Genomic DNA, 24,500 nt, shown 5'->3' on the forward strand with positions numbered 1-24,500 from the left:
TAGCAGGAAGAGTGGGAGCCGGGACACGCACCCATCTGATGTGCGCGTCCTCAAGACCTCAGCCGGGATCTGACAGCAGCTGGGCCACCTTGATCACCTCGGCGATGCGACCGAGCTGGCGCAGGGATGCATGGTGCTCATTGGCATCGGCGGCGGCGCAGGCATCTTCCAGTATGGTGATGGCGTAGTCCCGATCGTGCCCATCCCGGGCGGCGGCCTGAATGGCCCAGCCGGTGCTCACCCCGCACAGATAGAGGTGATCGATCCGATTGGCCCGCAGTGCAGGCTCCAGCGCCGTGCCGTAGAAGGGGCTGACCCTGGGCTTGGTCAGCACCAGATCCCCGGGTGCGACATCCAGCTCGGGGTGGAAGTCGGTGCCGCTATCGTCCAGGGAGAGGGCGCCGAGCTGGTGAGCCCGGCCAAACATGGGGGAGCCCTTGGGTTGCAGCAGATAGCCGCCATCGAAGCCGACCTTGATGAGCACCACCAGCCAGCCCCTGGCACGGGCATGGGCCAGCGCCTGGTTGGCATGGAGGATGGCATCCTGCTCCTGCACATGGGCCGCCGAGGCTGCGATGCGCCCGTCCGGGTGGGCGATGTCGTTGATAAAGTCGATCACCAGCAATGCCTTGTTCATGCTTCTGCCTCCTCGTCGTCAATGTCCTGCTGCTTATACCAGCCCCAGAGCGTAGCGTAGCGCCATCTCCTTGAGCGGGCCCGCCTTGTCCGCCAGGGTCAGAGCCAGGTTGCGGGTCAGGCGCAGCGGCCCTATGTCGTTGCTGAACACCCCGTAGAAGAGATCCATCCCCGACTGCATCAGCAGGTTGTCGGGGCGGCGACGGCGCTCGTAGCGGCTGGCCAGGGTGATGTCGTGCCAGTCAGCCCCCGCCTTGCCGAGCAACTCAGCCCAGCAGGCCACGTCCTTGAAGCCGAGGTTGACCCCCTGCCCCGCCAGCGGATTGATGGTGTGGGCGGCATCGCCGAGCAGCACCACCCGGCCGGCGTGGTAGTGGTTGGCGTGACGGCGCACCAGGGGGAAGCTCCCCTTGCCGGTCACCTGGAAACCGCCGAGCCGGGCCGGAAAGTGACGGCGCACCTCGGCGGCCAGGGCCTCGTTGCCCATGGCGGCCAGGGCCCGGATGCGGGCGGGGCTGTCATACCACACCAGGGAGCCGTGCCGGCCCGGCAGCGGCAGGAAGGCGCGCGGGCCGCTCGGGGTGAACTGCTGCCAGGTGATGTCTTCCTGCTCGAACTCGGTATCTATGTTGATCAGCATGCAGTGCTGGCGGTACTCGAAGCGCGACACCCCTATCCCGGCGAGGCGGCGGGTGAGCGACTCGGCACCATCGCAGGCCAGCACCCAGCGCGCCTGCAGCTCGGTGCCATCGTCGAGCAGCAGGCTGGCGTGCCCGGCACTTTGCTGCAGCCGGACCACAGCCGCCGGGGTGTGGGTCTGGATATTGGGAAAATCTTCCATTCGCCTCAGCAGGGCGAGCTGCACCAGCCGGTTCTCTATGATGTAGCCGAGCTGGGGCAGCCCCAGATCCGCCGAGTCGAAGCGGGTGGCGCAGCCGTCCAGCTCCCAGGTCTCCAGCCGGCGGTAGGGGCACAGCCGCATCTGCTGCAGGTGCGACCAGGCGCCGGCCTTGTCCAGCAGCGCCACCGAGGCCTGGCTGATGGCGGAGACCCGCAGATCCAGCGGCTGATCCGGGGCGTAATGTTCCGGCAACCGGGTCTCGATGACCCGCACGTTGAGACCCTCTGCCGCCAGCAGGCAGGCGGTGGCGGCGCCCACCATGCCGGCGCCGACGATGGCGATATCACATTGTTCCATAACTTGATTCCTGCAAGGGGTCGCCCCGGACAAGGAGAGAAGGGGCGAACCGAATGGGGCATGATAACGCAAGGAGACCGGATAAACAGTGAGTCAGGCGGGCAATTGCCGCGACGGGCCAGGCCATCTGGCGGCGGCGCGGCCCCAGACTGGTCAGCACCGGGATTGCGGAGTAAAATGGCCGGTCCTTTGACCCTGCCGATCTTAAACACAGTCAAGAGTAGCAATGAGCAAGAAACTTCATATCAAGACCTGGGGCTGCCAGATGAACGAGTACGACTCGTCCAAGATGGCCGACCTGTTGGACGCCAGCAATGGCTACACGCTGACCGAAGAGCCCGAGGAGGCAGACGTCCTGCTGCTCAATACCTGCTCCATCCGTGAAAAGGCCCAGGAGAAGGTGTTCCACCAGCTCGGTCGCTGGAAGAAGCTCAAGCTGAAAAAACCGGGACTGGTGATAGGCGTGGGTGGCTGCGTCGCCTCCCAGGAAGGGGAAGCCCTGCGCCAACGTGCGCCCTATGTGGACATCGTCTTCGGCCCCCAGACCCTGCACCGCCTGCCCGCCATGATCAAGCAGGTCCAGGAGGGGCGCGGTGCTCAGGTGGACATCGCCTTCCCCGAGATCGAAAAATTCGACAACCTGCCGGAGCCCCGTGCCGAGGGGGTCACCGCCTTCGTCTCCATCATGGAAGGCTGCTCCAAATACTGCTCCTTCTGCGTGGTGCCCTACACCCGCGGCGAGGAGGTGAGCCGACCGCTCGACGACGTGCTCTACGAAATCGCCCAGCTCGCCCAGCAGGGGGTCCGCGAGGTGAACCTGCTCGGTCAGAACGTCAACGCCTACCGCGGCCCGACCTTCGATGGCAATGACTGCACCTTCGCCGAGCTGCTGCGCCTGGTGGCAGCCATCGACGGCATCGACCGCATTCGCTACACCACCAGCCATCCCATCGAGTTCACCGACGACATCATCGAGGTCTACAAGGACACGCCGGAAGTGGTCAGCTTCCTGCACCTGCCGGTGCAGAGCGGCTCGGATCGCATCCTGACCATGATGAAGCGCCCTCACACAGTGCTGGAGTACAAGTCCAAGATCCGCCGCCTGCGCGCCGCCCGTCCCGACATCACCATGAGTTCCGACTTCATCGTCGGCTTCCCGAACGAGACGGACGAGGATTTCGAGGCCACCATGAAGCTCATCGAGGAGATCAACTTCGACATGAGTTTCAGCTTCATCTACAGCCCGCGCCCCGGCACCCCGGCCGCCGATCTGCCGGACGACGTCGACATGGAGGTGAAGAAGGCCCGCCTCACCCGGCTGCAGAACCAGATCAATCACCAGTCCATGCTCATCGGCCGCGCCATGCTGGGCTCGGTGCAGCGCATCCTGGTGGAAGGCCCCTCCAAGATGGATCCCATGCAGCTCAGTGGCCGCACCGAGAACAACCGGGTGGTCAACTTCGAGGGCCCGCACCGCCTCATCGGCGGCTTCGCCGACGTGGAGATCACCGACGTGCGCCCCTACTCCCTGCGTGGCCGCTTCATCCGCGGCGAGGACGAAATGAATCTGCGCATCGCCACGGCGCCGAGCGAAATCCTGGCTCGCCGCCCGGACAACGTCCCCGATGATCTCGGGGTGGCGGCCTTCAGACCCCATTAATTTTCTCCCCCCTCCCGAGGGCGGGGGGAACAGCCGATACGAGGACACCTTGAGCCGACACATCTCGACCCTGAACCTGCACCTGGAACCCGCCGACAACCTGCGTCTCGCCAGCCTGTGCGGCCCCTTTGACGACAACCTCAAGCAGCTGGAGCGCCGTCTCGGCATCGAGATCAGCTACCGTGACAACCACTTTCAGCTGCTCGGCAAGCAGGCGCAGGTGGATGCCGCCGCCGTCATCCTCAAGCACCTCTATGTGGAGACCCAGCCCCTCAAGGGGGGCAAGGTGACCGACATCACTCCCGAGATGGTGCACCTGACGGTGCAGGAGTCCCGGGTGTTGGAGCAGGACGATGACGAGGCGCCGAGCATCCCGTATGGCAAGGAGGTGACGGTCAAGACCAAGCGCGGCCTCATCAAGCCCCGCAGCCCGAACCAGGCGCAGTACATCAGCAACATAGTGCGCCACGACATCAGCTTCGGCATAGGCCCGGCCGGTACCGGCAAGACCTATCTGGCGGTGGCCGCCGCCGTGGATGCCCTGGAGCGTCAGGAGATCCGCCGCATCCTGCTGACCCGCCCGGCGGTGGAAGCCGGTGAGAAGCTCGGCTTCCTGCCCGGGGATCTCTCCCAGAAGGTGGACCCCTACCTGCGCCCCCTCTACGACGCCCTGTTCGAGATGCTGGGCTTCGAGCGCGTCGAGAAGCTGATGGAACGCAACATCATCGAGGTGGCGCCCCTCGCCTATATGCGCGGAAGAACCTTGAACGATGCCTTTATCATCCTGGATGAGGCCCAGAACACCACCACGGAGCAGATGAAGATGTTCCTGACCCGCATCGGCTTCAACTCCAAGGCGGTGGTCACCGGCGACATCACCCAGGTGGACTTGCCGCGCAGCACCAAGTCCGGTCTGCGCCACGCCCTGGAAGTGCTGCAGGGGGTCGATGGCCTGTCGTTCAACTTCTTCGAATCCAAAGACGTGGTGCGCCACCCCGTGGTGGCCCGCATAGTGCAGGCCTACGAGGCGTTCGACGCCCGGCAGGCGACCGAGAAGAGCGCCCCCAATACCCGCAACGAGAACACCAGCAAAGAGAGTGCCCAATGAGCGTGACCCTGGATCTGCAGCTGGCCTGCGCCAGCACCGACGGCCTGCCGACCGAAGCCCAGCTGCAAGGCTGGCTCGATGGCACCATTCTGGGTTTCCAGGAGGAGGCCGAGGTGACGGTACGCCTGGTGGACGAAGCGGAGAGCCGCGAGCTCAACCTCACCTACCGCGGCAAGGACAAGCCCACCAACGTGCTATCCTTCCCGTTCGAGGCTCCTCCCGGCATGGAACTCCCCCTGCTCGGGGATCTGGTGATCTGTCGCCAGGTGGTCGAGGCCGAGGCCCTCGAGCAGAACAAACCCCTCGAGGCCCACTGGGCTCACATGGTTGTGCACGGCAGTCTGCATCTGCTAGGTTATGACCATATCGAGGACGAGGAGGCCGAGGAGATGGAGCAGCTCGAACGCGACATCATGCAGGAGCTCGGCTTTGCGGATCCCTACCTCGACGACGACGTAGAAGAGTGACAGGCCGGTAAGGGGGTCACCGTCTTGAAACAGACAGCCGCCATCCTTATATCGGCAAGACAACATCCCGAATGTTCACACGAGTAACCAAGAGAGAAAATGACCGACGATCACCCTAGTACCGGCTCGCCGAAGAAAACCTGGCTCGACAAGCTCAGCCAACTCTTCCAGGGCGAGCCAAAAGACCGCAATGATCTGGTGGAAGTCATCGCCGATGCGGAAGAACGCGACCTCATCGATCAGGACACCAAGGACATGATCGAGGGCGTGCTCGAAATTGCCGAGCTGCGCGTGCGTGACATCATGATCCCCCGCTCCCAGATGGTGACCATAGAGAAGTCCCAGCCTGTGGACGACTTCCTGCCCGTCATCATCGAATCCGGCCACTCCCGCTTCCCGGTGATCAACGAAGACAAGGATCACGTGGAGGGCATCTTGCTCGCCAAGGATCTGCTGCCGTTCGGCTTCGGCGGCCATCACGCCAGCGAGCCGCTGCAGCTCGAGAAGATCCTGCGCCCCACAGTGATAGTGCCGGAGAGCAAGCGGGTCGATCGCCTGCTCAAGGAGTTCCGCGAAGAGCGCTACCACATGGCCATAGTGGTGGACGAGTTCGGCGGCGTCTCGGGTCTGGTGACCATAGAAGACATACTCGAACTGATTGTTGGCGAGATAGACGACGAGTTTGACGACATCGAGGATGAGCCGGAAGAGATCCGCCGCATCAGCAAACGGGTCTTCTCCGTCAGCGCGCTGACCGAGATCGAAGATTTCAACGACTTCTTCGGCACCCAGTTCAGCGATGAAGAGGTGGACACCGTGGGCGGCCTGGTGATGCATGCCTTCAGCCACCTGCCCAAGAAGGGCGAGGAGATAGAGCTGGACGGCTACCTGTTCAAGGTGATGCACGCGGACCGTCGCCGCCTGCAGCAGTTGCAGGTGAAGATCCCGGAGAATCACGCGGCGGCCCAGCCGGAGTCCTGATCCCGCGCTCCCCGCGCCGTCAATCAACGCCCCTGCTTTCAGGGGCGTTTGTCATTCTGCCGCCCCCACCCCCTCCCATTCCCCTGCTGCGCGCCCCTTCGACATCCGGCTGGCCGGGAGGCTCGCCGTTGGCGCGGTTTGCGGTTAAGATGTCGGCCATTCCACTTTTATTCAGCCCAATTCGAGCCCCGATCCCCCGTGAAATCGAAACTTCTGACAAGCCTGTTCGCCCTGGCCTCTGGCGCCATCGCCGTGCTGGCCTTCTCCCCTTTCGGCTACTGGCCTCTGGTGATCCTCTCCCTGCTCGGCCTCTATGCCCTGCTGGAGAAGGCCAACCCCAAGCAGGCGGCCTGGCGCGGCTTCGGCTATGCCATGGGGCTGTTTTTGCCCGGACAGTGGTGGATCCATGTCAGCATGACGGAGTTTGGCGGCATTCCGCTGCCGGCGGCCTTCGTGCTGCTGGCCGGCCTCTGCGCCTATCTCTCCCTCTATCCGACCCTGGCCTGCTGGGCCTTCGCCCGCTTCTTTGGCGGTCGCCACTGGAGCCGCTGGCTGCTCGCCTTCCCGGCACTCTGGCTGATGGCCGACTGGCTGCGGGGCTGGGTGATGACCGGTTATCCCTGGCTCTGGTTTGGCTACACCCAGATAGACGGCCCGCTCAAGGGCTTCGCTCCCATCCTCGGGGTGCAGGGCATCACCCTCGCCCTGCTGCTCACCACCTCCGCCCTCTGGCTCACCTGGCAGAGCCGCAAACCGGCCTGGCTGCTGCTGCCGGTCGTGCTGGTTGGCGCCGCCCAGGGGCTGATGCAGCTCAACTGGGTGACCCGGGGTGAGCCGGTCAAGGTGGCCCTGGTGCAGGGCAACATAGCCCAGTCCCTCAAATGGGATCCCGAGGCCTTGATCCCCACGGTGCGCACCTATCAGGATCTCAGTCGCGAGAACCAGGACGCCGACATCATCATCTGGCCGGAATCGGCGATCCCGGCCATAGAGAAGGAGATGGGCACCTATCTGGAGAGCCTGGACAAGGCGATGAAGGTGAACGACACCGGCCTGCTGGCGGGGATCATCCATTACGATCTGAAGCAGCAGCGCTTCTACAACACAGTGCTCGGCATGGGGGTGCAGGATCTGGACGGCAAGGAGTCCTATCACTACGAGCACAAGAACCGCTACTACAAGTACCACCTGCTGCCCATCGGCGAGTTCGTGCCCTTTGAAGATCTGCTGCGCCCCATAGCCCCCTTCTTCAACCTGCCCATGTCCTCCTTCAGCCGGGGTGACGAGGTGCAGCCGAACCTGATCGCCAAGGGGCTCAAGTTTGCCGCCGCCATCTGCTACGAGATCATCTTCCCGGACGAGGTGCGCCGCAACGTGCAGCCGGACACCGACTTCCTGCTGACGGTCTCCAACGACGCCTGGTTCGGCACCAGTATAGGCCCCTGGCAGCACATGGAAATTGCCCGGATGCGCGCCCTGGAGCTGGCTCGCCCGCTGCTGCGTGACACCAATACCGGCATCACCATAGTCACCGAGATCGACGGCAGCATCATAGGCCAGATCCCCCAGTTCGAGGCCGGGGTATTGCGTGCCGAGGTGCGTCCGGCCCACGGCTCTACTCCCTATCTGCGCTTTGGCAGCTGGCCCATGTACGCGCTGGCCGCCCTGCTGCTCGGACTGGCGCTGGTGCTGCGGCCCCGCGCCCACCCCTGGGCTCGCCAGCGTTAAGCCAGCCTGGCTCATATAAAAGAGGCGCCCCATGGGGCGCCTCTTCTCAATATAGCGATCTGACACTCTCTCCGAATCTGTTCACGAGCTGTGACGAGAGGTCGTCAGCAAGGTAAAGAGCAGCGCAGGAACCGGAGTGTATGTGAATACATGAGGATTCTGAGCAGCACATGAGCCTTGATCACGGCCTCGCAGTAAGATCGTGGGCAGGTTCTCAAGGGGAGAGCGGCTCCCGGTGATACTCGTCGGCCCCGCACTCCGGGCAGGTGCCAAGCTGCTGCGGGTGCAGCACAGTGTGGCGCCACTCGCAGTGATCGCACACCAGCACCCCCAGCCCCACCCAGTCGCCGGCCCGATAGACCCCCTTGTGTTCCAGCTCGTCCGCCAGCTCGCTCCACTCCACCTGGGCGCGGTCTGTCACGTCCGCCAGCCAGGACCACACTGTGTCTTTCAATGCCAGCATAAAGGCGGACTCGGGCACCTCGGCGCGACTCTCGTCATAGTTGCCGAGATCCCGCTTCACGTATTCTGCGATCAGCGCCAGCTCGTCCTGGGTCAGATCGCCGGCCGCCTCCAGATAGGCCTGTACCTTGGCGATCATCCGGTTGAGGCGTTCCCCCTGAAACTCTTCGGTCTCCTCCCACTGCTTCTTGAGCTGGGCGATGAAGGCTTCATACCCTTGTCGACGTTTGTCCATGGCCATTACTCCTTTGCTGAACCCTGATCGTGCCCGGCCTGAGCCAGAGACTGAGCCGTGCTGGCGGTGGTTGCCGCCCTCTGTCACCCTTGCTGCTCCGCGAAACCTCGATGCTGCCCGGGTCGGCCTGAGACTGGGCGGATGCTGGCGGTTGTTGCCGCCGCAGGATATGGGTATTCTATCGGGATTTCCCAGCTGATTTATCTATTCATTTCACAGATCCGGATGTCACCAATGCAAGAGCAATACGTTCCCCAATCCATAGAACCAGCAGTGCAAAAGCACTGGGATGCCAAGAAAACCTTCAAGGCCGTGGAGAAAGTAGACAAGGAAAAGTTCTACTGCCTCTCCATGTTCCCTTATCCGTCTGGTCGTCTACACATGGGGCACGTGCGTAACTACACCATAGGTGATGTGATCTCCCGTTATCAACGGCTCAATGGCAAGAATGTGCTGCAACCCATCGGCTGGGATGCCTTCGGTCTGCCGGCGGAAAACGCCGCCATCAAGAACAGCACGGCACCGGCCCCCTGGACCTACGAAAACATCGAATACATGAAGAACCAGCTCAAGATGCTGGGTCTGGGTTATGACTGGGACAGAGAGCTGGCCACCTGCAAGCCGGATTACTACCGCTGGGAGCAGTGGTTCTTCACCAAGCTCTACGAGAAGGGTCTGGTCTACAAGAAGACCTCCTCCGTCAACTGGTGCCCGAACGACATGACGGTGCTGGCAAACGAGCAGGTGATCGACAACTGCTGCTGGCGCTGTGACACCCCGGTGGAGCAGAAAGAGATCCCCCAGTGGTTCATCAAGATCACCGACTATGCCGAAGAGCTGCTCAACGACATCGACAATCTGGAAGGCTGGCCGGAGATGGTCAAGACCATGCAGCGCAACTGGATTGGTCGCTCCGAAGGGGTCAACATCAGCTTCAATATCGACGGTCAGGATGAGCAGCTGGAGGTCTACACCACCCGTCCTGATACCTTCATGGGCGTGACCTATGTGGGCATTGCCGCCGGTCACCCGCTGGCCGCCCAGGCTGCCGCAACCAATCCCGAGCTTGCTGCCTTTATCGAGGAGTGCAAGCACACCAAGGTCGCCGAGGCTGACATGGCGACCATGGAGAAGAAGGGCATGGCCACCGGCCTCTACGCCATTCACCCGCTCAATGGCCGCAAGGTGCCGGTCTGGGTCGCCAACTTCGTGCTGATGAACTACGGCACCGGCGCAGTGATGGCGGTGCCGGGTCACGATCAGCGTGACTTCGAATTCGCCACCAAATATGGCCTCGACATCAAGGCGGTGATCAAGCCAGCCGATGGTGAAGTGGACGTGAGCGAAGCCGCCTACACCGAGAAGGGCGTACTGTTCAACTCCGGCGAGTTTGACGGTCTCGACTTCCAGGGCGCCTTCGACGCCATCGCCAACAAGCTGGAAGCCCTCGGCCACGGCAAGCGTACTGTCAACTTCCGTCTGCGTGACTGGGGCGTCTCCCGTCAGCGTTACTGGGGTGCCCCCATCCCCATGTTGACCCTGGCTGACGGCACTGTGGTGCCGACCCCGGAAGATCAGCTGCCGGTACTGTTGCCGGAAGATGTGGTGATGGACGGCATCCAGAGCCCGATCAAGGCCGACCCCGAGTGGGCCAAGACCACTTACAACGGCCAGGAAGCGTTCCGCGAGACCGATACCTTCGACACCTTTATGGAGTCCTCCTGGTACTACGCCCGCTACTGCTCCCCGGACTACGACAAGGGCATGCTGGACCCGGCTGCTGCCAACCACTGGCTGCCGGTAGATCAGTACATCGGCGGCATAGAGCACGCCTGTATGCACCTGCTCTACGCCCGCTTCTTCCACAAGCTGCTGCGTGACGCAGGGCTCGTGAACAGCGACGAGCCGTTCAAGCGCCTGCTCTGCCAGGGCATGGTGCTGGCCGACGCCTTCTACTACAAAGACGAGAAGGGAGGCAACGTCTGGGTCAGCCCGACCGACGTCAAGGTGGAGCGTGACGACAAGGGTCGCATCACCAAGGCCGTGGATCTTGAGGGCCGCGAGGTGATCCACTCCGGCATGACCAAGATGTCCAAGTCCAAGAACAACGGCATAGACCCGCAGCTGATGGTGGAGCGTTACGGCGCCGATACCGTCCGCCTGTTCATGATGTTCGCCTCCCCGGCCGACATGACCCTGGAGTGGTCCGACTCCGGCGTAGAGGGCGCCCAGCGTTTCCTGCGTCGCCTGTGGCGCACCACCTTCGAGCACGTCTCCGGTGGCGCCGTTGCCGCGCTGGATGTGGCGGCTCTCACCAACGAGCAGAAGGCAGTGCGCCGCGAGCTGCACAAGACCATCGCCAAGGTGAGCGATGACGTGGGTCGCCGTCAGACCTTCAACACCGCCATCGCCGCCATCATGGAGCTGATGAACAACCTGGCCAAGCTGGGCTCTGACGAGCAGGACCGCGCCCTGATGCAGGAAGCGCTGGAAGCTGTCGTCGTCATGCTCTACCCCATCACCCCGCACATCGGCTTCGAGCTGTGGAAGATGCTGGGCAAGGAAGGGGACATAGACGTCGCGGCCTGGCCGGTGGCGGATGAAGCCGCCATGGTCGAGACCGAGAAGCTGGTGGTGGTACAGATCAACGGCAAGATGCGCGGCAAGCTGACAGTCCCGGCCGAAATAAGCCAGGCCGACGTCGAGAAGCTGGCCATGGCCGATGCCTCGGTGCAGAAGTTCACCGAAGGCCTGACAGTGCGCAAGGTCGTCTATGTACCGGGCAAGCTGCTCAACATAGTCGCAAACTGAGATTGACCCGCACTCCCGCCCTCCTTCCCCTGTCGGGGGAGGAGGGCGGCAGGGTCTGAATCTATATGTGACGGCGGGCAGGCGCCCGCCGTTCTTCACTTGATGCAAAGAGGAATTCACATGGGCATGTCCCTCACTCGCTGGATTGCCATCATGCTGACGGGCCTGCTGCTGCAGGCCTGCGGTTTTCAGATGCGGGGAACCGCCATTCCCCCCGAGCTGATGACCATGAAGGTGGTCGGTGACAACAAGAGCGACTTCTATCGGCTGGTCACCACCCGTCTCAAGGCCTCGGGGGTGACTCTGGCGGACAAGGAAGGCATTCCGGTGCTGACCCTGTCCGGGGTGAGCAGCAGCAGCCAGGTTGCCTCCGTCGACTCCATCGGCCAGGACCGCGAGTACCTGCTGGGTTACAGCACCCAGTTCACCGTCTCCATGCCGGGCAAACCGACCCAGGTCTTCCCCATCACCTTCAACCGCAGCTTCCTGAACAAGCCGGATGCGGCGCTGGCCTCCTCCCGCGAGCAGGAACAGCTTGGCAAGGAGATGCAGGAGCAGGCCGCGAACCTGGTGATCCGCCAGCTGAGCCAGGTCAAGTTCTGATGCGGGTATCCTAATGAGAACCTACCCCGAGCAGGTCGCCGACCTGGTGATCCATCAACCTGAGCCAGGTCAAGTTCTGATGCGAGTCTGCCCAAAGCAGTCTGCGGAACACCAACTCAACCAGGGCAAGTGCTGATGCGGATCTATCCCGAGCAGTTTGCGGACCATCTCAAGGCAGGGCTCAAGCCCTGCTATCTCGTTTTTGGTGACGAGCCGCTGCTCAAGCTCGAGGCCATAGACGCCGTGCGTCAGGTGGCCCGCAAACAGGGGTTCGATGAGCGCCACAGCTTCGTGGTGGAAGCCGGGCTGGACTGGAATCAGGTCTATGACGCCTGTCAGGCCATGAGTCTCTTCTCGGCCCGCCAGATCATCGAGCTGGAGCTGCCCGCCAAGGTCGACAAGGACTTGGCCGCCCGCATCACCGAGATCGGCAAGCAGCTTCATCCCGACTTGCTGCTGGTGCTCTCGGGGGGGCGTCTCAATCAGACCCAGATGAAGGCAGCCTGGTTCGACAAGCTGAGCCAGAGCGGCACCTATGTGCCGGTCAATCACCCCGAACCCCGCTTCTTCCCGCGCTGGATGAGTGCGAGGTTTCAACGCTTCGGCCTCAAGGCGCTGCCGGATGCGGTCAACTTCATGTGTCACGCCTTCGAGGGCAACCTGCTGGCCGCGAGTCAGGAGATAGAGAAGCTGACCCTGCTCGGCCCGCCCCAGCCCATCAGCGTCGCCTATCTGCAGGAGACCATCATACGCCACGCCCACTTCACTCCCTTCCAGCTCGTCGATACCCTGCTGGAGGGCAAGGTGAACCGGGCCCAGCGCATACTGCTGGCGCTGCGGGCAGAGGGCACCGAGCCCGGCATGCTGGCCTGGACCCTGTGCCGGGAGCTGGAGCAGCTCACCGAGCTGGCCCTGGCCGCCCGCGCCGGTCAGCCGCTGGTGGAACACTTCAGCCGGTTGCGCATCTGGCAGAGCCGCCAGCAGCTCATTCAGCAAGCCCTGACCCGGCTGCCCGTTGGCAAGATACAGCAGCTGTGGCAACTGATGGCCCGGCTGGATGACGCCCAGCGCAGGTTCGACACCGAGCAGGCCTGGCTGATGCTGCAGACCATAGCCCTGGGCTTTCGCGATGGCACGCCGCTGCCCCTGCTGGAGGCGGATCCATGCTGAGCGCCCCCATCGAACACCAGGCCGGCCCCTTGGCCCCCCTCCATGATCTGACAGGGGGAGCCTCATGCTGAAGGCCCCTATCGGCATCCTAGGCGGCACCTTCGACCCCATCCACATAGGTCATCTGAGGCCCGCCATCGAGGCCCGCGACGCCCTGGGCCTGGCCGAGGTGCGCCTGCTCCCGAACCATATCCCGCCCCATCGCGCCAATCCCTTCTGCTCCAGCGAGCAGCGGCTCGCCATGGTCGCGCTGGCGGCGGCGGAGAACCCGGGCTTCGTGGTGGATGAGCGGGAGCTGCAACGGGACACCCCCTCCTGGACCATAGACACCCTCATCGAGCTCAAGCAGGAGCTGCCGGATACCCCTGTCTGTTTCCTGATGGGCATGGACTCCATGCTCGGCCTGCCGAGCTGGCATCGCTGGCAGGAGCTGCTCGAACATGCCCACCTGGTGGTGAGCAAGCGCCCGGGCTGGCAACCGGATTACCCTGCCGAGGTGGCCAGCCTGCTGGCCCGCCACCAGACTCGGGATGTGCAGGATCTTCATCGACACCGTCAGGGCCATGTCTGGATCGCCGACAACCTGCCCATAGAGCTGTCGGCCACCCGGCTGAGGGCCCTGCTGGCGGCGGGGCAGGATCCCAGATACCTGTTGCCGGCCCCGGTTGCCGACTACATCCGGCGGCACCGGCTCTATCAGCCATCGCCAAGCCGGTGAGCGGCGCCACGCGGGTTTGTCAGCCGACACCCTGAGGCGCACCCGGCACGGGCTTGACTATTGTCCCGCCCGGTTGCGCACTATAGTGATCAACAGGGGCCTGCCTTGCCCATGGGTGGCGGCCCCGGATCCATTCCCCTTTGCCAGACTGGGAAACGGGAGTGACCATGATATAATCCGCCGCCCTCTGGCGCCGGAAGATAGGAGAAGACATTGCAAGGCCAAGAACTGCTCGCCTTTATCGTCGACAAGATCGATGACATGAAAGGCCGCGACATCATCACCCTGGATGTACGCGGCAAATCCAGCATCACGGACACCATGATCATCTGCTCCGGCAACTCCAATCGCCACGTCAGCGCCATTGCCCACAACCTGGCCAGTGAGGCCCGCCATGCGGGGCTCGACCTGCTCAGCGTGGAAGGTCAGCTCACAGGTGAATGGGTGCTGGTGGACATGGGTTCCGTCATCGTCCACGTGATGCAGGATGAGTACCGCGACTTCTACCAACTGGAGAAACTCTGGGGTGGCACCCAGGTGCAAGCGTAACGAACGATGAAGATCCAGTTGATTGCGGTGGGCACCAAGATGCCTGCCTGGGTAGAGCATGGCTTCGAAGAGTACCGTCGCCGTTTCCCGAAAGACATGCCGTTCGAACTCGTCGAGATAGGCGCGGGCAAACGGGGCAAGAATGCCGACATTCCCCGCATCCTGCAAAAGGAGGGGGAAGCCATGCTGGCCGCCGCCGGCCGCTCGCGCATCGTCACCCTGGACATTCCCGGCAAGCCCTGGACCACGGAGCAACTCGCCTTGTCGCTGGAGGCCTGGAAGCTCGATGGCCGGGATGTGGCGCTGCTGGTGGGCGGGCCTGAAGGCTTGTCCCCCGAGTGCAAGGCCGCCGCCGAACAGAGCTGGTCCCTGTCACCCCTGACCCTGCCCCATCCGCTGGTGCGGGTGCTGGTGGCCGAGAGCCTCTACCGCGCCTGGAGCATTACCACCAATCATCCGTATCACAGGGAATGAGCCATGACCCCTTGGAACATCACTCCCTCATACACCCAGTGCCACAGGGAATAGTCCATGTGGTACCCGCCCTTGCTCCCCGTCAGCCATAAGGTAACGGCATGCTGAAGAATCGCATCGAAATGCGCGATCACAGTGCCGAGGGACGTCTGTTCTTCCGGCGCACCCTGGTAGCCTACATCGGCATGGTCGTCCTCATGCTGGTGCTGCTGGGTAATCTCTACTATCTGCAGGTAGAGTCTTACGAAACCTATCAGACCCGTTCCAACGACAACCGGATCCGGGTGGTGCCCGTGGCACCACCACGGGGCCTCATCTATGACGCCAACGGCGTGCTGCTGGCGGAGAACCGCCCCGTCTACAGCCTGGAGATAGTGCCGGAAGAGACCGAGGATCTGGAGAAGACGGCCGACGAGCTGATCACCCTGCTGGCCCTGCCGGAGGGGACCAAGGAGCGGTTCCTGGCCGAGGTGAAACGCCAGCGCCGCTTCAAGCCGGTGCCCCTGTTCGAGAAGCTGACCGAGTACCAGGTCGCCCTCTTCTCGGTCAACCAGCACAACTATCCGGGCGCCAGCATAGAGGCCTATCTCAAGCGCTACTATCCCTTTGGTGACACCCTGACCCATGCGCTGGGCTATGTGGCCAAGATCAACACCCGTGACGTGGAGCGCCTCGACAAGGAGGACAAACTCGCCAACTATGCCGCCACCAAGGACATCGGCAAGCAGGGGGTGGAGAAGTTCTACGAGGATCAGCTGCACGGCGTGGCGGGCTACCAGGAGGTCGAGGTCAACAACCGCGGCCGGGTGGTGCGCACCCTCAAGTTCCAGCCGCCGGAGCCGGGCAAGGACATCTATCTCAACATCGACATCCGCCTGCAGTTGAAGGCGCAGGAGCTGCTGGCCGGCCGCCGGGGCGCCATCGTCATGATGGATCCCAATACCGGCGCCATCCTGGCCATGGAGTCGAGCCCGAGCTACGACCCCAACCTGTTCGTGACCGGCATCTCCAACACCAACTATTCGGCGCTGCTCAACGATCCGGCGCGCCCGCTGGTGAACCGCACCACCCAGGGCATCTATGCCCCCGCCTCCACCGTCAAGCCCATGATGGCGGTGATGGGGCTGAACGAGGGGGCCATCACCCCCAACTATCGTTACTTCGGCGGCCCCAGCTTCTCCATCCCGGGCACCACCAAGAAGTTCCGTGACTGGCGCCGTTGGGGCCACGGCTGGCTCGACGTCTACCGCGCCATCGAGGTGTCGGCCGATACCTACTTCTACGATCTCGCCTACCGGGTCGGCATCGACAAGATCCACGCCTACATGACCAAGTTCGGCTTCGGTCAATACAGTGGCGTCGACCTCTATGAAGAGACCAAGGGCGTCATGCCGTCCCGCGACTGGAAGATGGCGCGCTGGCGTCAGCCCTGGTATCAGGGGGACACCATCTCCATCGGCATAGGCCAGGGCTACTGGAGCTCCACCCCCATTCAGCTCGCCAAGGCGATCAGCATACTGACCCAGAACGGTCACGACGTGACGCCGCACCTGCTCAAGAGCACCGCCTCGGTGGACGGCGTGGTCAACGCCCCCATCAACCCGAACGTGGCCATCGCCGCCAAGAGCGACACCTACTGGCAGGTGGCCAAGGACGGCATGTGGCGCGTCATCAACGGCCATGAGGGGACGGGGCGCCGCGCCTTTGCGGGCACTCCCTACAAGGCGGCAGGCAAGTCAGGTACCGCCCAGGTGGTGGGCCTCAAGGAGAACCAGGTCTACAACGCGGCCACCACCAAGGTGGAGCACCGCGACAACGCCCTCTTCGTCGCCTTCGCGCCGTTCGAGGCCCCCAAGGCCGTGGTGGCCCTGGTGCTGGAAAACGCCGGTGGCGGCAGTGCCATGGGGGCGCCGGTCGCCCGCCACATGCTGGATGCCTACCTGCTGCCGCCAGAGCCCCAGCTGCCCCCGGCGCCCGACAAGCCGTCCACCCCTGGCCCGGATCAGAGCGAGGCCGTGCCCAATGAATAACGCCGCACCCCTGCTGCGCACCTTGCCTCTCCTCCCGAGGCCATCCATGCAGAACGAGGTCTTCTCTCATGAGTAACTCCGCCCGTCAGCAGAGTATCTGGTACAAGCTGCATATCGACCTGCCGCTGCTGCTCGGCCTGCTGGCGCTGATGACCCTCTCCATGGTGGTGCTCTACTCCGCCTCGGGCCAGGACTTTGACTCCATAGTGCGCCAGCTGGTGCGTGGCGGCCTCGCCTTCGGCCTGATGATAGGCCTGGCCCAGCTGCCCCCCTCCCTCTATGCGCGCTGGTCCGTGCCCCTGTTCACCCTGGTGGTGCTGCTGCTCATCGCGGTGGACGTGTTCGGCCATATCGGCAAGGGGGCCCAGCGCTGGCTGGACCTCGGCTTTATGAAGTTCCAGCCCTCGGAGGTGATGAAGCTCTCCATGCCCATCATGGTGGCCGCCTGGCTCAGTCGGCACTCCCTGCCCCCCAAGTTCAGCCATGTGCTGATCGCCCTGGTGATGGTGCTCTTGCCCACCCTGCTGATCGCCGCCCAGCCCGATCTCGGCACCTCCATCCTGGTGGCGGCCTCCGGCTTCTTCGTCATCTTCCTGGCGGGGATCAGCTGGTGGCTGATCGGACTGGCGGTCTTGCTGATCTGCGCCTTCATGCCGGTGCTCTGGTTCTTCCTGATGCACGACTACCAGCGCCAGCGGGTGCTGATGCTGCTCGACCCTGAGAAGGATCCCCTCGGCCGCGGCTACCACATCATCCAGTCCAAGATAGCCATCGGCTCCGGCGGCGTGTTCGGCAAGGGCTGGCTGCAGGGCACCCAGTCCCAGCTGGAGTTTTTGCCGGAGCGCCACACCGACTTCATCTTCGCGGTGTTCAGCGAGGAGTTCGGCCTGGTGGGGGTGGCCCTGCTGCTGGTGATCTATCTCTACATCATCAGCCGCTGCCTGTTTATCTCCATGCAGGCCCAGAACAGCTTCGAACGCCTGCTCGGCGGCGCCCTGACCCTCACCTTCTTCGTCTATGTGTTCGTCAACATGGGCATGGTGAGCGGCATACTGCCTGTGGTGGGGGTGCCCCTGCCCCTGGTGAGCTATGGCGGCACCTCCATGGTGACCCTGATGGCGGGCTTTGGCATCCTGATGTCCATCCAGACCCACAGAAGGCTACTGGCCTGATGAGGTGGATATATTCTGCCTGTCGTGGAGGACCCCTGCCGCAGGTGAGCTATGGCGGCACCTCCATGGTGACCCTGATGGCAGGCTTTGGCATCCTGATGTCCATTCAGACCCATAGAAGATTGCTCGCCTGATGAGACGGGTTGGATTGCTGCTCTCTCTCGTCGCCTCGGTGGCCACCGCCGCAGTGGCACCGGATCGGCTGGCCCAGCTCGCCGAGCAGCAATCCGTGCCGCTGGCCGAGTTGCAGGCCGCCGCCGCCCAGGCGCGACTGCGTCAGGAGGTGCTCGACACTATCAGCCGCCCCTGGGAGGCCAAGCCCTGGCACAGCTACCGACCGCTGTTCGTCACCCCGGAGCGGATCCGGGACGGGGTCGGCTTCTGGCAACGCCACGCCGCCACCCTGGCCAGAGCCGAGCAGCACTACCGGGTGCCCGCCTCCCTCATCGTCGCCATCATAGGCATAGAGACCTTCTATGGCCGCCAGATGGGCCGCCATCCGGTGCTCGACAGCCTCTACACCCTGGGGTTCCACTACCCCGCCCGTGAGGAGTTCTTCGCCAAGGAGTTCGCCCAGCTGGTGCTGCTTGCCCGGGAGGAGAAGTGGCCACTCACCTCTCTCAAGGGCTCCTATGCCGGCGCCATGGGCATGGGCCAGTTCATGCCCTCCAGCTATCGCCACTACGCCGTCGATTTTGACGGGGATGGCAAGCGGGATCTGTTTGCCAACCCGGCGGACGCCATCGGCAGCGTGGCCAACTACTTTGCCGAGCACAGCTGGCGCTGGGGGGAGTCTGTGGTGGAACCCGCCTTGATCGGATTGGCGCCAGTAGGTACCCTGCTGGGGCCCGAGCCCGAACTCAAGCAGCGCTGGGCCGAGCTGGCCGCCGCCGGGATTGAACTCGCCACCCCGCTGGCACCGGACACGCCGGTGAAACTGCTGGCATTGGAGCAGGCCGATGGACCGGAATACTGGGTCGCGCGCCACAATTTTTATGTGATCACCCGCTACAACCGCAGCCCTCTCTATGCGATGGCGGTGCATCAACTCAGTCAAGCAATCCAGGACGCTTATGCATTACAGCCACAAACTTCTCCCCCTCACGCTGACCTTGTTGCTGGCCGCCTGTAGCAGCCAACCTGAGCAGGCTCCCCCGCCGCCGGTCCCGGTGCAGCCGGAAAAACCCCAGGTGATCGAGATACCGCAAGCCACAGGCGCCATACCGCGCCCCGAGCCCATGAGCGAGAGCGGCAACCGGGACTACTGGATCGGCAAACAGAAGTACGAGGTGTGGCGCGACATCAAGCACTACAGCGAGGAGGGCACCGCCAGCTGGCTGTCCCAGGATCTCGATGGCAACAAGACCGCCAACGGCGACGTGCAGGACAGCACCCTGTTCAGCGCCGCCCACCGCAACCTGCCGCTGCCAAGCTATGTGCGGGTCACCAACCTGGACAACGGGCTGGAGACCATAGTGCGGATCAACGATCGCGGCCCCTTCGGCAGCGAGCGCCTGATCGATCTCTCCCATGCCGCGGCCAAGCAGCTGGATATGGTCGACGGGGGCGAGGCCAGGGTGCGGCTGGAGCTCATCACCGATCAGCCGGATCAGATGGTCGAGATGGTGCCCATGACGCCGATGGCGCCCATGCAGCCAGCTGCCCAGGAGGCCGCCTTCCTGGGTGAGGCCCAGCCTGCGGCAGCGGCCACCGTCACCCCGGCCAAGGCCGCTCCCGCGGCGGCGGCCACGGCGACCAGCACCCTCTCCACCCCCAAGGCCGCCACCGGCCAGGGCAAGATGATCCAGGTGCTGGCCAGCGGCTCCCAACCCAGGGCCGAGGCCATGGGCAAGGTGATGACCCAGCGCTACGGCGTGCCCTACCAGGTGGTGGCCCACGACGCCATCTTCCGGGTGCTGCTGGGACCGGTCGCCGCCGATCAACAGGCAAGCCTGCTGGAACAGATCCGGCAGGGGGGGCTGGAGCAGGCCTTCATCGTTCCATGATGGCAGGGTTCACAGAGTGAATCGTCACTCTCCCCCGGCGTCACGTCGTTTCCCGGCGTAACGCCGACAACCGATGGATAAAAAACCAGACCAGATGGCATGCCGGACTATGACCGCCCGGCACATCTGGTATAGTGGAGCCCGCTTTTTTTCAACTTGGGTAATCCCCATCCAGGCACCAGGAATTTCAAGATGTCCAAATTTGCCCGTTCCGTTATTCTGGCCTCCCTGCTAAGCGCGACCGCCCAGGCCAACCAGCCGGTACCGACGCCGGATTCGGCTCTGCCGACTGCCCAGCCGGTCCCCACCCTGAACAGCGCCCCCATGGTGGTGCCTGCCGCGCCGGAGATCTCCGCCAAGGCCCATATTCTGATCGACTACTTCTCCGGTCAGGTGCTGGCCGAGCAGAACGCTGACGAGCGCCTGCCCCCCGCCAGCCTGACCAAGATGATGACCTCCTACATAGTCGGCAACGAGCTGCTCAAGGGGAACATCAAGGGCACCGACATGGTGACCATCAGCCAGAACGCCTGGTCCAAGAACTACTCCGACTCCTCCAAGATGTTCATCGAGGTGGGCAAGCAGGTCTCCGTCGATGACCTCAACAAGGGCATCATCATCCAGTCCGGCAACGACGCCTGCGTCGCCATGGCCGAACACCTGGCGGGCAGCACCGACTCCTTCGCCAGCCTGATGAACGCCTGGGCCGCCAAGCTCGGCATGAAAGACTCCCAGTTCAAGAACCCCCACGGTCTGGATGCGGAAGGTCACTACAGTACCGCCCGCGACATGGCACGCCTGGGTCAGGCCCTGATCCACGATCAGCCTGAGGAGTACAAGATCTACTCCCAGAAATCCTTCGTGTTCAACGGCATCACCCAGCACAACCGTAACCGCCTGCTGTGGGATCAATCCCTGCAGGTGGATGGCATCAAGACAGGCCACGTCAGCCAGGTCGGCTACAACCTGGTCTCCTCCGCCACCAACAACGAGGGCATGCGCCTGATCGCCGTTGTGCTGGGCGCCAGCAGCGAAGGCTCTCGCGCCGCCGAGAGCAAGAAGCTGCTCACCTACGGTTTCCGCTTCTTCCAGAGCCTGACCCCCTACAAGGCGGGTACCGAGCTGGTGACCCAGAAGATCTGGATGGGCGACAAGTCCGAAGTGAAGCTCGGGGTCGATCAGGATGTCTCCGTGCTGGTCACCCGTGGCCAGGGCAACAACCTGAAGGCGGACTTCCAGCTCGAGAGCGAGCTGAAGGCCCCGCTGGCCAAGGGTCAGCGCGTCGGCACCGTGTTCCTCAAGCAGGGCGACAAGGAGATCAAGCAGGTTCCGCTGGTCGCCCTGGAAGAGGTGCAGGAAGGTGGCCTGATGAGCCGTCTGTGGGATTACCTGGTGATGCTGGTCGCCAGCTGGTTCAAGTAATCTACCGCACAATCCCGAGCAAGCAGCGGCGCCAACAGGCGCCGCTGCTGTCTTTGCCGCGCCGGGGCAGTGAATAACCCTGCAATCTGCAGGTTCCGCCGACGCTCCATTTGTGGTAAAAAGCAGCATTCCCACGTCCTGTCGACCTGGCGGGCCTTGATCCCGCGCCGGGCAATGCCCATATAAGATGGAGCCGTGCCCATGGTTGACGCGACTGGCGGCCCGAGTCCTTCGGCCAGACAAGATGCAAGATGAAGTCGTTTCGTGACGACGCTAAAGGTGAGTGAGATGAATACCAAGTTTGATGAGCTGCTGGAGTTCCCCTGCAAGTTCCCGTTCAAGGTGCTTGGGGTGGCCGATCCCGCCCTGCCGGATCAAGTGGTTGAAGTGCTGCAGCAACATGCCCCAGGTACTTACAGCCCGACCGTTCAGCCCAGCTCCAAGGGCAACTACCACTCGGTCCGCGTAACCGTGACTGCCCAGAGCAAAGAGCACATCGAAGCGATGTACCACGCCCTTGGCAAGATCGAGCTGGTGAAATACGTACTGTAATTTCTCTCTCGCCCCGCCATCGGGGCGAGCGATTATTTGCCATTCTGTTTTGCCGACGCAAGCGCCTGCCTGTGAGGAAAAGATGTCACCCCAGATCCCCGCCCAGCCACAGCTGCTCGTCAGACACCTGGGTCGCCGCCCCTACCAGCCGGTATGGGACGCCATGAAGGCCTTCACCGACAGCCGCACCAGCGAGACGCCTGACGAGTTCTGGGTGGTTGAGCACGATCCCGTCTACACCCAGGGCCAGGCCGGCAAGGCCGAGCATCTGCTCGCCCCCGGTGACATCCCCGTGGTGCAAAGCGATCGCGGCGGCCAGGTGACCTATCACGGCCCCGGCCAGCTGGTGCTCTATGTGCTGGTGGACGTGCGCCGCAGCAAGCTCTCGGTGCGCGAGCTGGTGACCTGTCTGGAAACCGCCATCATCAATACCCTGGCGAAGAGCGGTATTGAGGCCTATGCCAAGGCCGATGCCCCTGGCGTCTACGTGAAGAACGATCTCGGCATCGAGGCCAAGCTCGCCTCCCTGGGCCTGCGGATCCGAAAGGGCTGCTCCTTCCATGGACTGGCCCTCAATATCAACATGGACATGACCCCCTTCCTGCGCATCAATCCGTGTGGTTATGCGGGCATGGCCATGACCCAGACCAGCGCCCTGGGCGGCCCGCAGAGCGTGGCCGAGGCGCAATCCATCCTGGTGATGGAGCTGGCCAGCCTGATTGGCTATGAAACGATCACGAATACCGAAGAGGCAGCATGAGCAAGCCCATGCCGCGTGGCCATAAGGGCCCCGAGAGGACCCTGATGGCTATCAATCAGACAATAACAAACACCGAGAGTGAATCATGAGCAAACCCGTTCGTATGGAGCCGGGCGTCAAGCTGCGCGATGGCGACAAGATGGCCCTGATCCCGGTGAAATTCATGCCGGATCCCAACGAGGAAGTGCTGCGCAAGCCGGACTGGATGCGGATCAAGCTGCCGCCGTCGAGCCAGAAGATCGAGCACATCAAGAGCACCCTGCGCAAGAACAAGCTGCACTCGGTCTGTGAAGAGGCCTCCTGCCCCAACCTGGCGGAGTGCTTCAACCACGGCACGGCCACCTTCATGATCATGGGCGCCATCTGCACCCGCCGTTGCCCCTTCTGCGACGTGGCCCACGGCCGCCCGCTGGCACTGGATCCCGAAGAGCCGAAGAAGCTGGCGCTCACCATCAAGGAGATGGGGCTGAAATACGTGGTCATCACCTCGGTGGACCGCGACGATCTGCGCGACGGCGGTGCCCAGCACTTCGCCGACTGCATCAAGCAGATCCGCGAGCACAGCCCCCAGACCCGCATCGAGATCCTGACCCCGGACTTCCGCGGCCGCATGGAGCAGGCGCTGGAGGTGTTCCGCGAGACCCCGCCGGACGTGTTCAACCACAACCTGGAAACCGCACCGCGCATGTACCGGGTCGCCCGCCCGGGTGCCGACTACAAGTGGTCCCTGGAGCTGCTGCGCCGCATCAAGGAGATGCACCCCCATGTGCCGACCAAGTCCGGCGTCATGATGGGCCTTGGCGAGACCAACGAAGAGATAGTCCAGGTGCTCAAGGATCTGCGCGAGCACGGCGTCAACATGCTGACCCTGGGTCAGTATCTGCAGCCGAGCCGCCACCACCTGCCGGTGAAGCGCTACGTGCCGCCCGCAGAGTTCGACGAGCTCAAAGACGTCGCCATGGGGCTGGGCTTCTCCCACGCCGCCTGCGGTCCCTTCGTGCGCTCCTCCTACCACGCGGATCTGCAGGCCAAGGGCGAAGAGGTCAAATAACCTCGCCCGGAAAGAGGGGTCAGATAACCTCTGCTGCTAAAAGAAGAGCGCCCAAGGGCGCTCTTCTTGTTGAACATGTCGGACTCGACACTCCCGGCCAACCCCTTGGCTAATCCCCGGTTCCGGGGTTAAGGTGGTGACTCCCTTTCCTTGAGTGAAGCTCCGATGCCAACCCCTATCGTTCGTCTGATCCCCATGGATGAGGCGGCTTTCCCCGCCTATCGCGACTACTTCATCGACGACTACGCCCAGGATCTCGCCTGCAATCACGGGCTGACCCTGGCCTATGCCCGCCAACAAGCCGAGGCTTCCTTGCTGCAACACCTGCCTCAAGGAGCCGCCACGCCGGGCCAGAGCCTGCTCTGCATCATCCCTGTGAGTGACAATGTCGGGAGCGCAGTCGCACCGACGGCGGGCATTGCTGGCTATCTCTGGCACAGCATCGACAGCGCCGCCCACACCACCTTTATCTATGACTTCTACACACTCCCGACCCATCGCGGACTGGGCTATGGCAAGGCCGCCATGGCGGTGCTGGAGGCCGACTTGAAGTGCCTTGGCGTCAGCCAGATCAAGCTGAGAGTCGCCTATGACAACCCCAGAGCCAGGGCGCTCTACGAAGAGATCGGCTTTCACATCACGGGCTACAACATGGCCAAGACGCTGGCTTGATGGCTCCCGTCATCGACCCTCTTCCGTCATGCCAT

Annotated in this window: 24 protein-coding genes; 21 read left to right on the forward strand and 3 right to left on the reverse strand. The window is 63.2% G+C overall.

Annotation, left to right across the window (positions count from 1 at the left end):
* Positions 1 to 58 precede the first annotated feature (58 nt).
* A complete protein-coding gene (locus Aeroheme_RS15515) occupies positions 59 to 637 on the reverse strand; it encodes a cysteine hydrolase family protein (protein ID WP_290030054.1) in 579 nt (192 codons plus the stop codon).
* A gap of 33 nt (positions 638 to 670) precedes the next feature.
* Entirely contained in the window at positions 671 to 1,834 is a 1,164-nt protein-coding gene (locus Aeroheme_RS15520) for an FAD-dependent monooxygenase (protein ID WP_411166161.1), read from the reverse strand.
* Positions 1,835 to 2,060: 226 nt separating this feature from the next.
* Here Aeroheme_RS15520 and miaB point away from each other — a divergent pair, with 226 nt between their 5' ends.
* The 5 genes from miaB (at position 2,061) to lnt (ending at position 7,778) form a co-directional block, all read left to right on the forward strand.
* Positions 2,061 to 3,494, forward strand: coding sequence for a tRNA (N6-isopentenyl adenosine(37)-C2)-methylthiotransferase MiaB (gene miaB, locus Aeroheme_RS15525; RefSeq protein ID WP_106887585.1), 1,434 nt, complete (start codon positions 2,061 to 2,063; stop codon positions 3,492 to 3,494).
* Between the two features lie 49 nt (positions 3,495 to 3,543).
* On the forward strand, positions 3,544 to 4,602 hold the full coding sequence (locus Aeroheme_RS15530; RefSeq protein ID WP_408846206.1) for a PhoH family protein: 1,059 nt from the start codon (positions 3,544 to 3,546) through the stop codon (positions 4,600 to 4,602).
* The gene (gene ybeY / locus Aeroheme_RS15535) at positions 4,599 to 5,069 is read left to right on the forward strand and encodes an rRNA maturation RNase YbeY (protein ID WP_234675943.1); all 471 of its coding nucleotides are present in this window, start codon (positions 4,599 to 4,601) and stop codon (positions 5,067 to 5,069) included. Before Aeroheme_RS15530 ends, ybeY begins: the two co-directional genes overlap by 4 nt.
* A gap of 99 nt (positions 5,070 to 5,168) precedes the next feature.
* Positions 5,169 to 6,050 (forward strand): CNNM family magnesium/cobalt transport protein CorC, encoded by an 882-nt coding sequence (corC, locus tag Aeroheme_RS15540; protein ID WP_005329827.1) that lies wholly within the window; start codon positions 5,169 to 5,171, stop codon positions 6,048 to 6,050.
* 198 nt (positions 6,051 to 6,248) lie between these two features.
* Positions 6,249 to 7,778 carry an apolipoprotein N-acyltransferase gene (gene lnt / locus Aeroheme_RS15545; protein ID WP_234675942.1) on the forward strand — a complete coding sequence of 510 codons (1,530 nt, stop codon included), beginning with the start codon at positions 6,249 to 6,251 and terminating at the stop codon, positions 7,776 to 7,778.
* A gap of 214 nt (positions 7,779 to 7,992) precedes the next feature.
* Here lnt and Aeroheme_RS15550 read toward each other — a convergent pair whose 3' ends face one another.
* On the reverse strand, positions 7,993 to 8,475 hold the full coding sequence (locus tag Aeroheme_RS15550) for a zinc ribbon-containing protein (RefSeq protein WP_043129079.1): 483 nt from the start codon (positions 8,473 to 8,475) through the stop codon (positions 7,993 to 7,995).
* Between the two features lie 234 nt (positions 8,476 to 8,709).
* On the opposite strand from Aeroheme_RS15550, the gene leuS reads away from it, so the two are divergent.
* From leuS to Aeroheme_RS15630, 16 genes are all read left to right on the forward strand, one after another.
* Positions 8,710 to 11,286 (forward strand): leucine--tRNA ligase, encoded by a 2,577-nt coding sequence (gene leuS / locus Aeroheme_RS15555; protein ID WP_411166162.1) that lies wholly within the window; start codon positions 8,710 to 8,712, stop codon positions 11,284 to 11,286.
* A 120-nt stretch (positions 11,287 to 11,406) separates the two neighbouring features.
* Entirely contained in the window at positions 11,407 to 11,889 is a 483-nt protein-coding gene (gene lptE, locus Aeroheme_RS15560) for an LPS assembly lipoprotein LptE (RefSeq protein WP_106887591.1), read from the forward strand.
* A 135-nt stretch (positions 11,890 to 12,024) separates the two neighbouring features.
* The gene (gene holA, locus Aeroheme_RS15565) at positions 12,025 to 13,059 is read left to right on the forward strand and encodes a DNA polymerase III subunit delta (protein ID WP_139744187.1); all 1,035 of its coding nucleotides are present in this window, start codon (positions 12,025 to 12,027) and stop codon (positions 13,057 to 13,059) included.
* Between the two features lie 64 nt (positions 13,060 to 13,123).
* Positions 13,124 to 13,777, forward strand: a complete 654-nt coding sequence (nadD, locus tag Aeroheme_RS15570) for a nicotinate-nucleotide adenylyltransferase (RefSeq protein WP_411166163.1) — start codon at positions 13,124 to 13,126, stop codon at positions 13,775 to 13,777.
* Between the two features lie 213 nt (positions 13,778 to 13,990).
* Positions 13,991 to 14,326 (forward strand): ribosome silencing factor, encoded by a 336-nt coding sequence (gene rsfS, locus Aeroheme_RS15575; protein WP_025326094.1) that lies wholly within the window; start codon positions 13,991 to 13,993, stop codon positions 14,324 to 14,326.
* A gap of 6 nt (positions 14,327 to 14,332) precedes the next feature.
* Entirely contained in the window at positions 14,333 to 14,800 is a 468-nt protein-coding gene (gene rlmH / locus Aeroheme_RS15580) for a 23S rRNA (pseudouridine(1915)-N(3))-methyltransferase RlmH (protein ID WP_234569837.1), read from the forward strand.
* A gap of 101 nt (positions 14,801 to 14,901) precedes the next feature.
* A complete protein-coding gene (mrdA, locus tag Aeroheme_RS15585; protein ID WP_111910367.1) occupies positions 14,902 to 16,830 on the forward strand; it encodes a penicillin-binding protein 2 in 1,929 nt (642 codons plus the stop codon).
* 68 nt (positions 16,831 to 16,898) lie between these two features.
* Entirely contained in the window at positions 16,899 to 18,002 is a 1,104-nt protein-coding gene (rodA, locus tag Aeroheme_RS15590; protein ID WP_025326091.1) for a rod shape-determining protein RodA, read from the forward strand.
* On the forward strand, positions 18,002 to 18,136 hold the full coding sequence (locus Aeroheme_RS15595; RefSeq protein ID WP_163136354.1) for an FtsW/RodA/SpoVE family cell cycle protein: 135 nt from the start codon (positions 18,002 to 18,004) through the stop codon (positions 18,134 to 18,136). Before rodA ends, Aeroheme_RS15595 begins: the two co-directional genes overlap by 1 nt.
* Entirely contained in the window at positions 18,136 to 19,134 is a 999-nt protein-coding gene (gene mltB / locus Aeroheme_RS15600; protein WP_411166164.1) for a lytic murein transglycosylase B, read from the forward strand. The genes Aeroheme_RS15595 and mltB overlap by 1 nt, the downstream gene beginning before the upstream one ends.
* Entirely contained in the window at positions 19,076 to 20,008 is a 933-nt protein-coding gene (locus Aeroheme_RS15605; RefSeq protein ID WP_411166165.1) for a septal ring lytic transglycosylase RlpA family protein, read from the forward strand. The genes mltB and Aeroheme_RS15605 overlap by 59 nt, the downstream gene beginning before the upstream one ends.
* 192 nt (positions 20,009 to 20,200) lie before the next feature.
* Positions 20,201 to 21,430, forward strand: a complete 1,230-nt coding sequence (locus Aeroheme_RS15610) for a D-alanyl-D-alanine carboxypeptidase family protein (RefSeq protein WP_106887597.1) — start codon at positions 20,201 to 20,203, stop codon at positions 21,428 to 21,430.
* A gap of 288 nt (positions 21,431 to 21,718) precedes the next feature.
* Positions 21,719 to 21,982, forward strand: a complete 264-nt coding sequence (gene ybeD, locus Aeroheme_RS15615; RefSeq protein WP_025326087.1) for a DUF493 family protein YbeD — start codon at positions 21,719 to 21,721, stop codon at positions 21,980 to 21,982.
* 82 nt (positions 21,983 to 22,064) lie between these two features.
* Entirely contained in the window at positions 22,065 to 22,742 is a 678-nt protein-coding gene (gene lipB / locus Aeroheme_RS15620) for a lipoyl(octanoyl) transferase LipB (RefSeq protein ID WP_171275625.1), read from the forward strand.
* A gap of 85 nt (positions 22,743 to 22,827) precedes the next feature.
* Positions 22,828 to 23,793 carry a lipoyl synthase gene (lipA, locus tag Aeroheme_RS15625; protein WP_025326085.1) on the forward strand — a complete coding sequence of 322 codons (966 nt, stop codon included), beginning with the start codon at positions 22,828 to 22,830 and terminating at the stop codon, positions 23,791 to 23,793.
* Between the two features lie 165 nt (positions 23,794 to 23,958).
* The gene (locus tag Aeroheme_RS15630; RefSeq protein WP_162520057.1) at positions 23,959 to 24,465 is read left to right on the forward strand and encodes a GNAT family N-acetyltransferase; all 507 of its coding nucleotides are present in this window, start codon (positions 23,959 to 23,961) and stop codon (positions 24,463 to 24,465) included.
* The last annotated feature ends 35 nt before the right edge of the window (positions 24,466 to 24,500 follow it).

The sequence above is a fragment of the Aeromonas sp. DSM 116730 genome, assembly GCF_046581335.1.
GTDB lineage: Bacteria > Pseudomonadota > Gammaproteobacteria > Enterobacterales > Aeromonadaceae > Aeromonas > Aeromonas rivipollensis.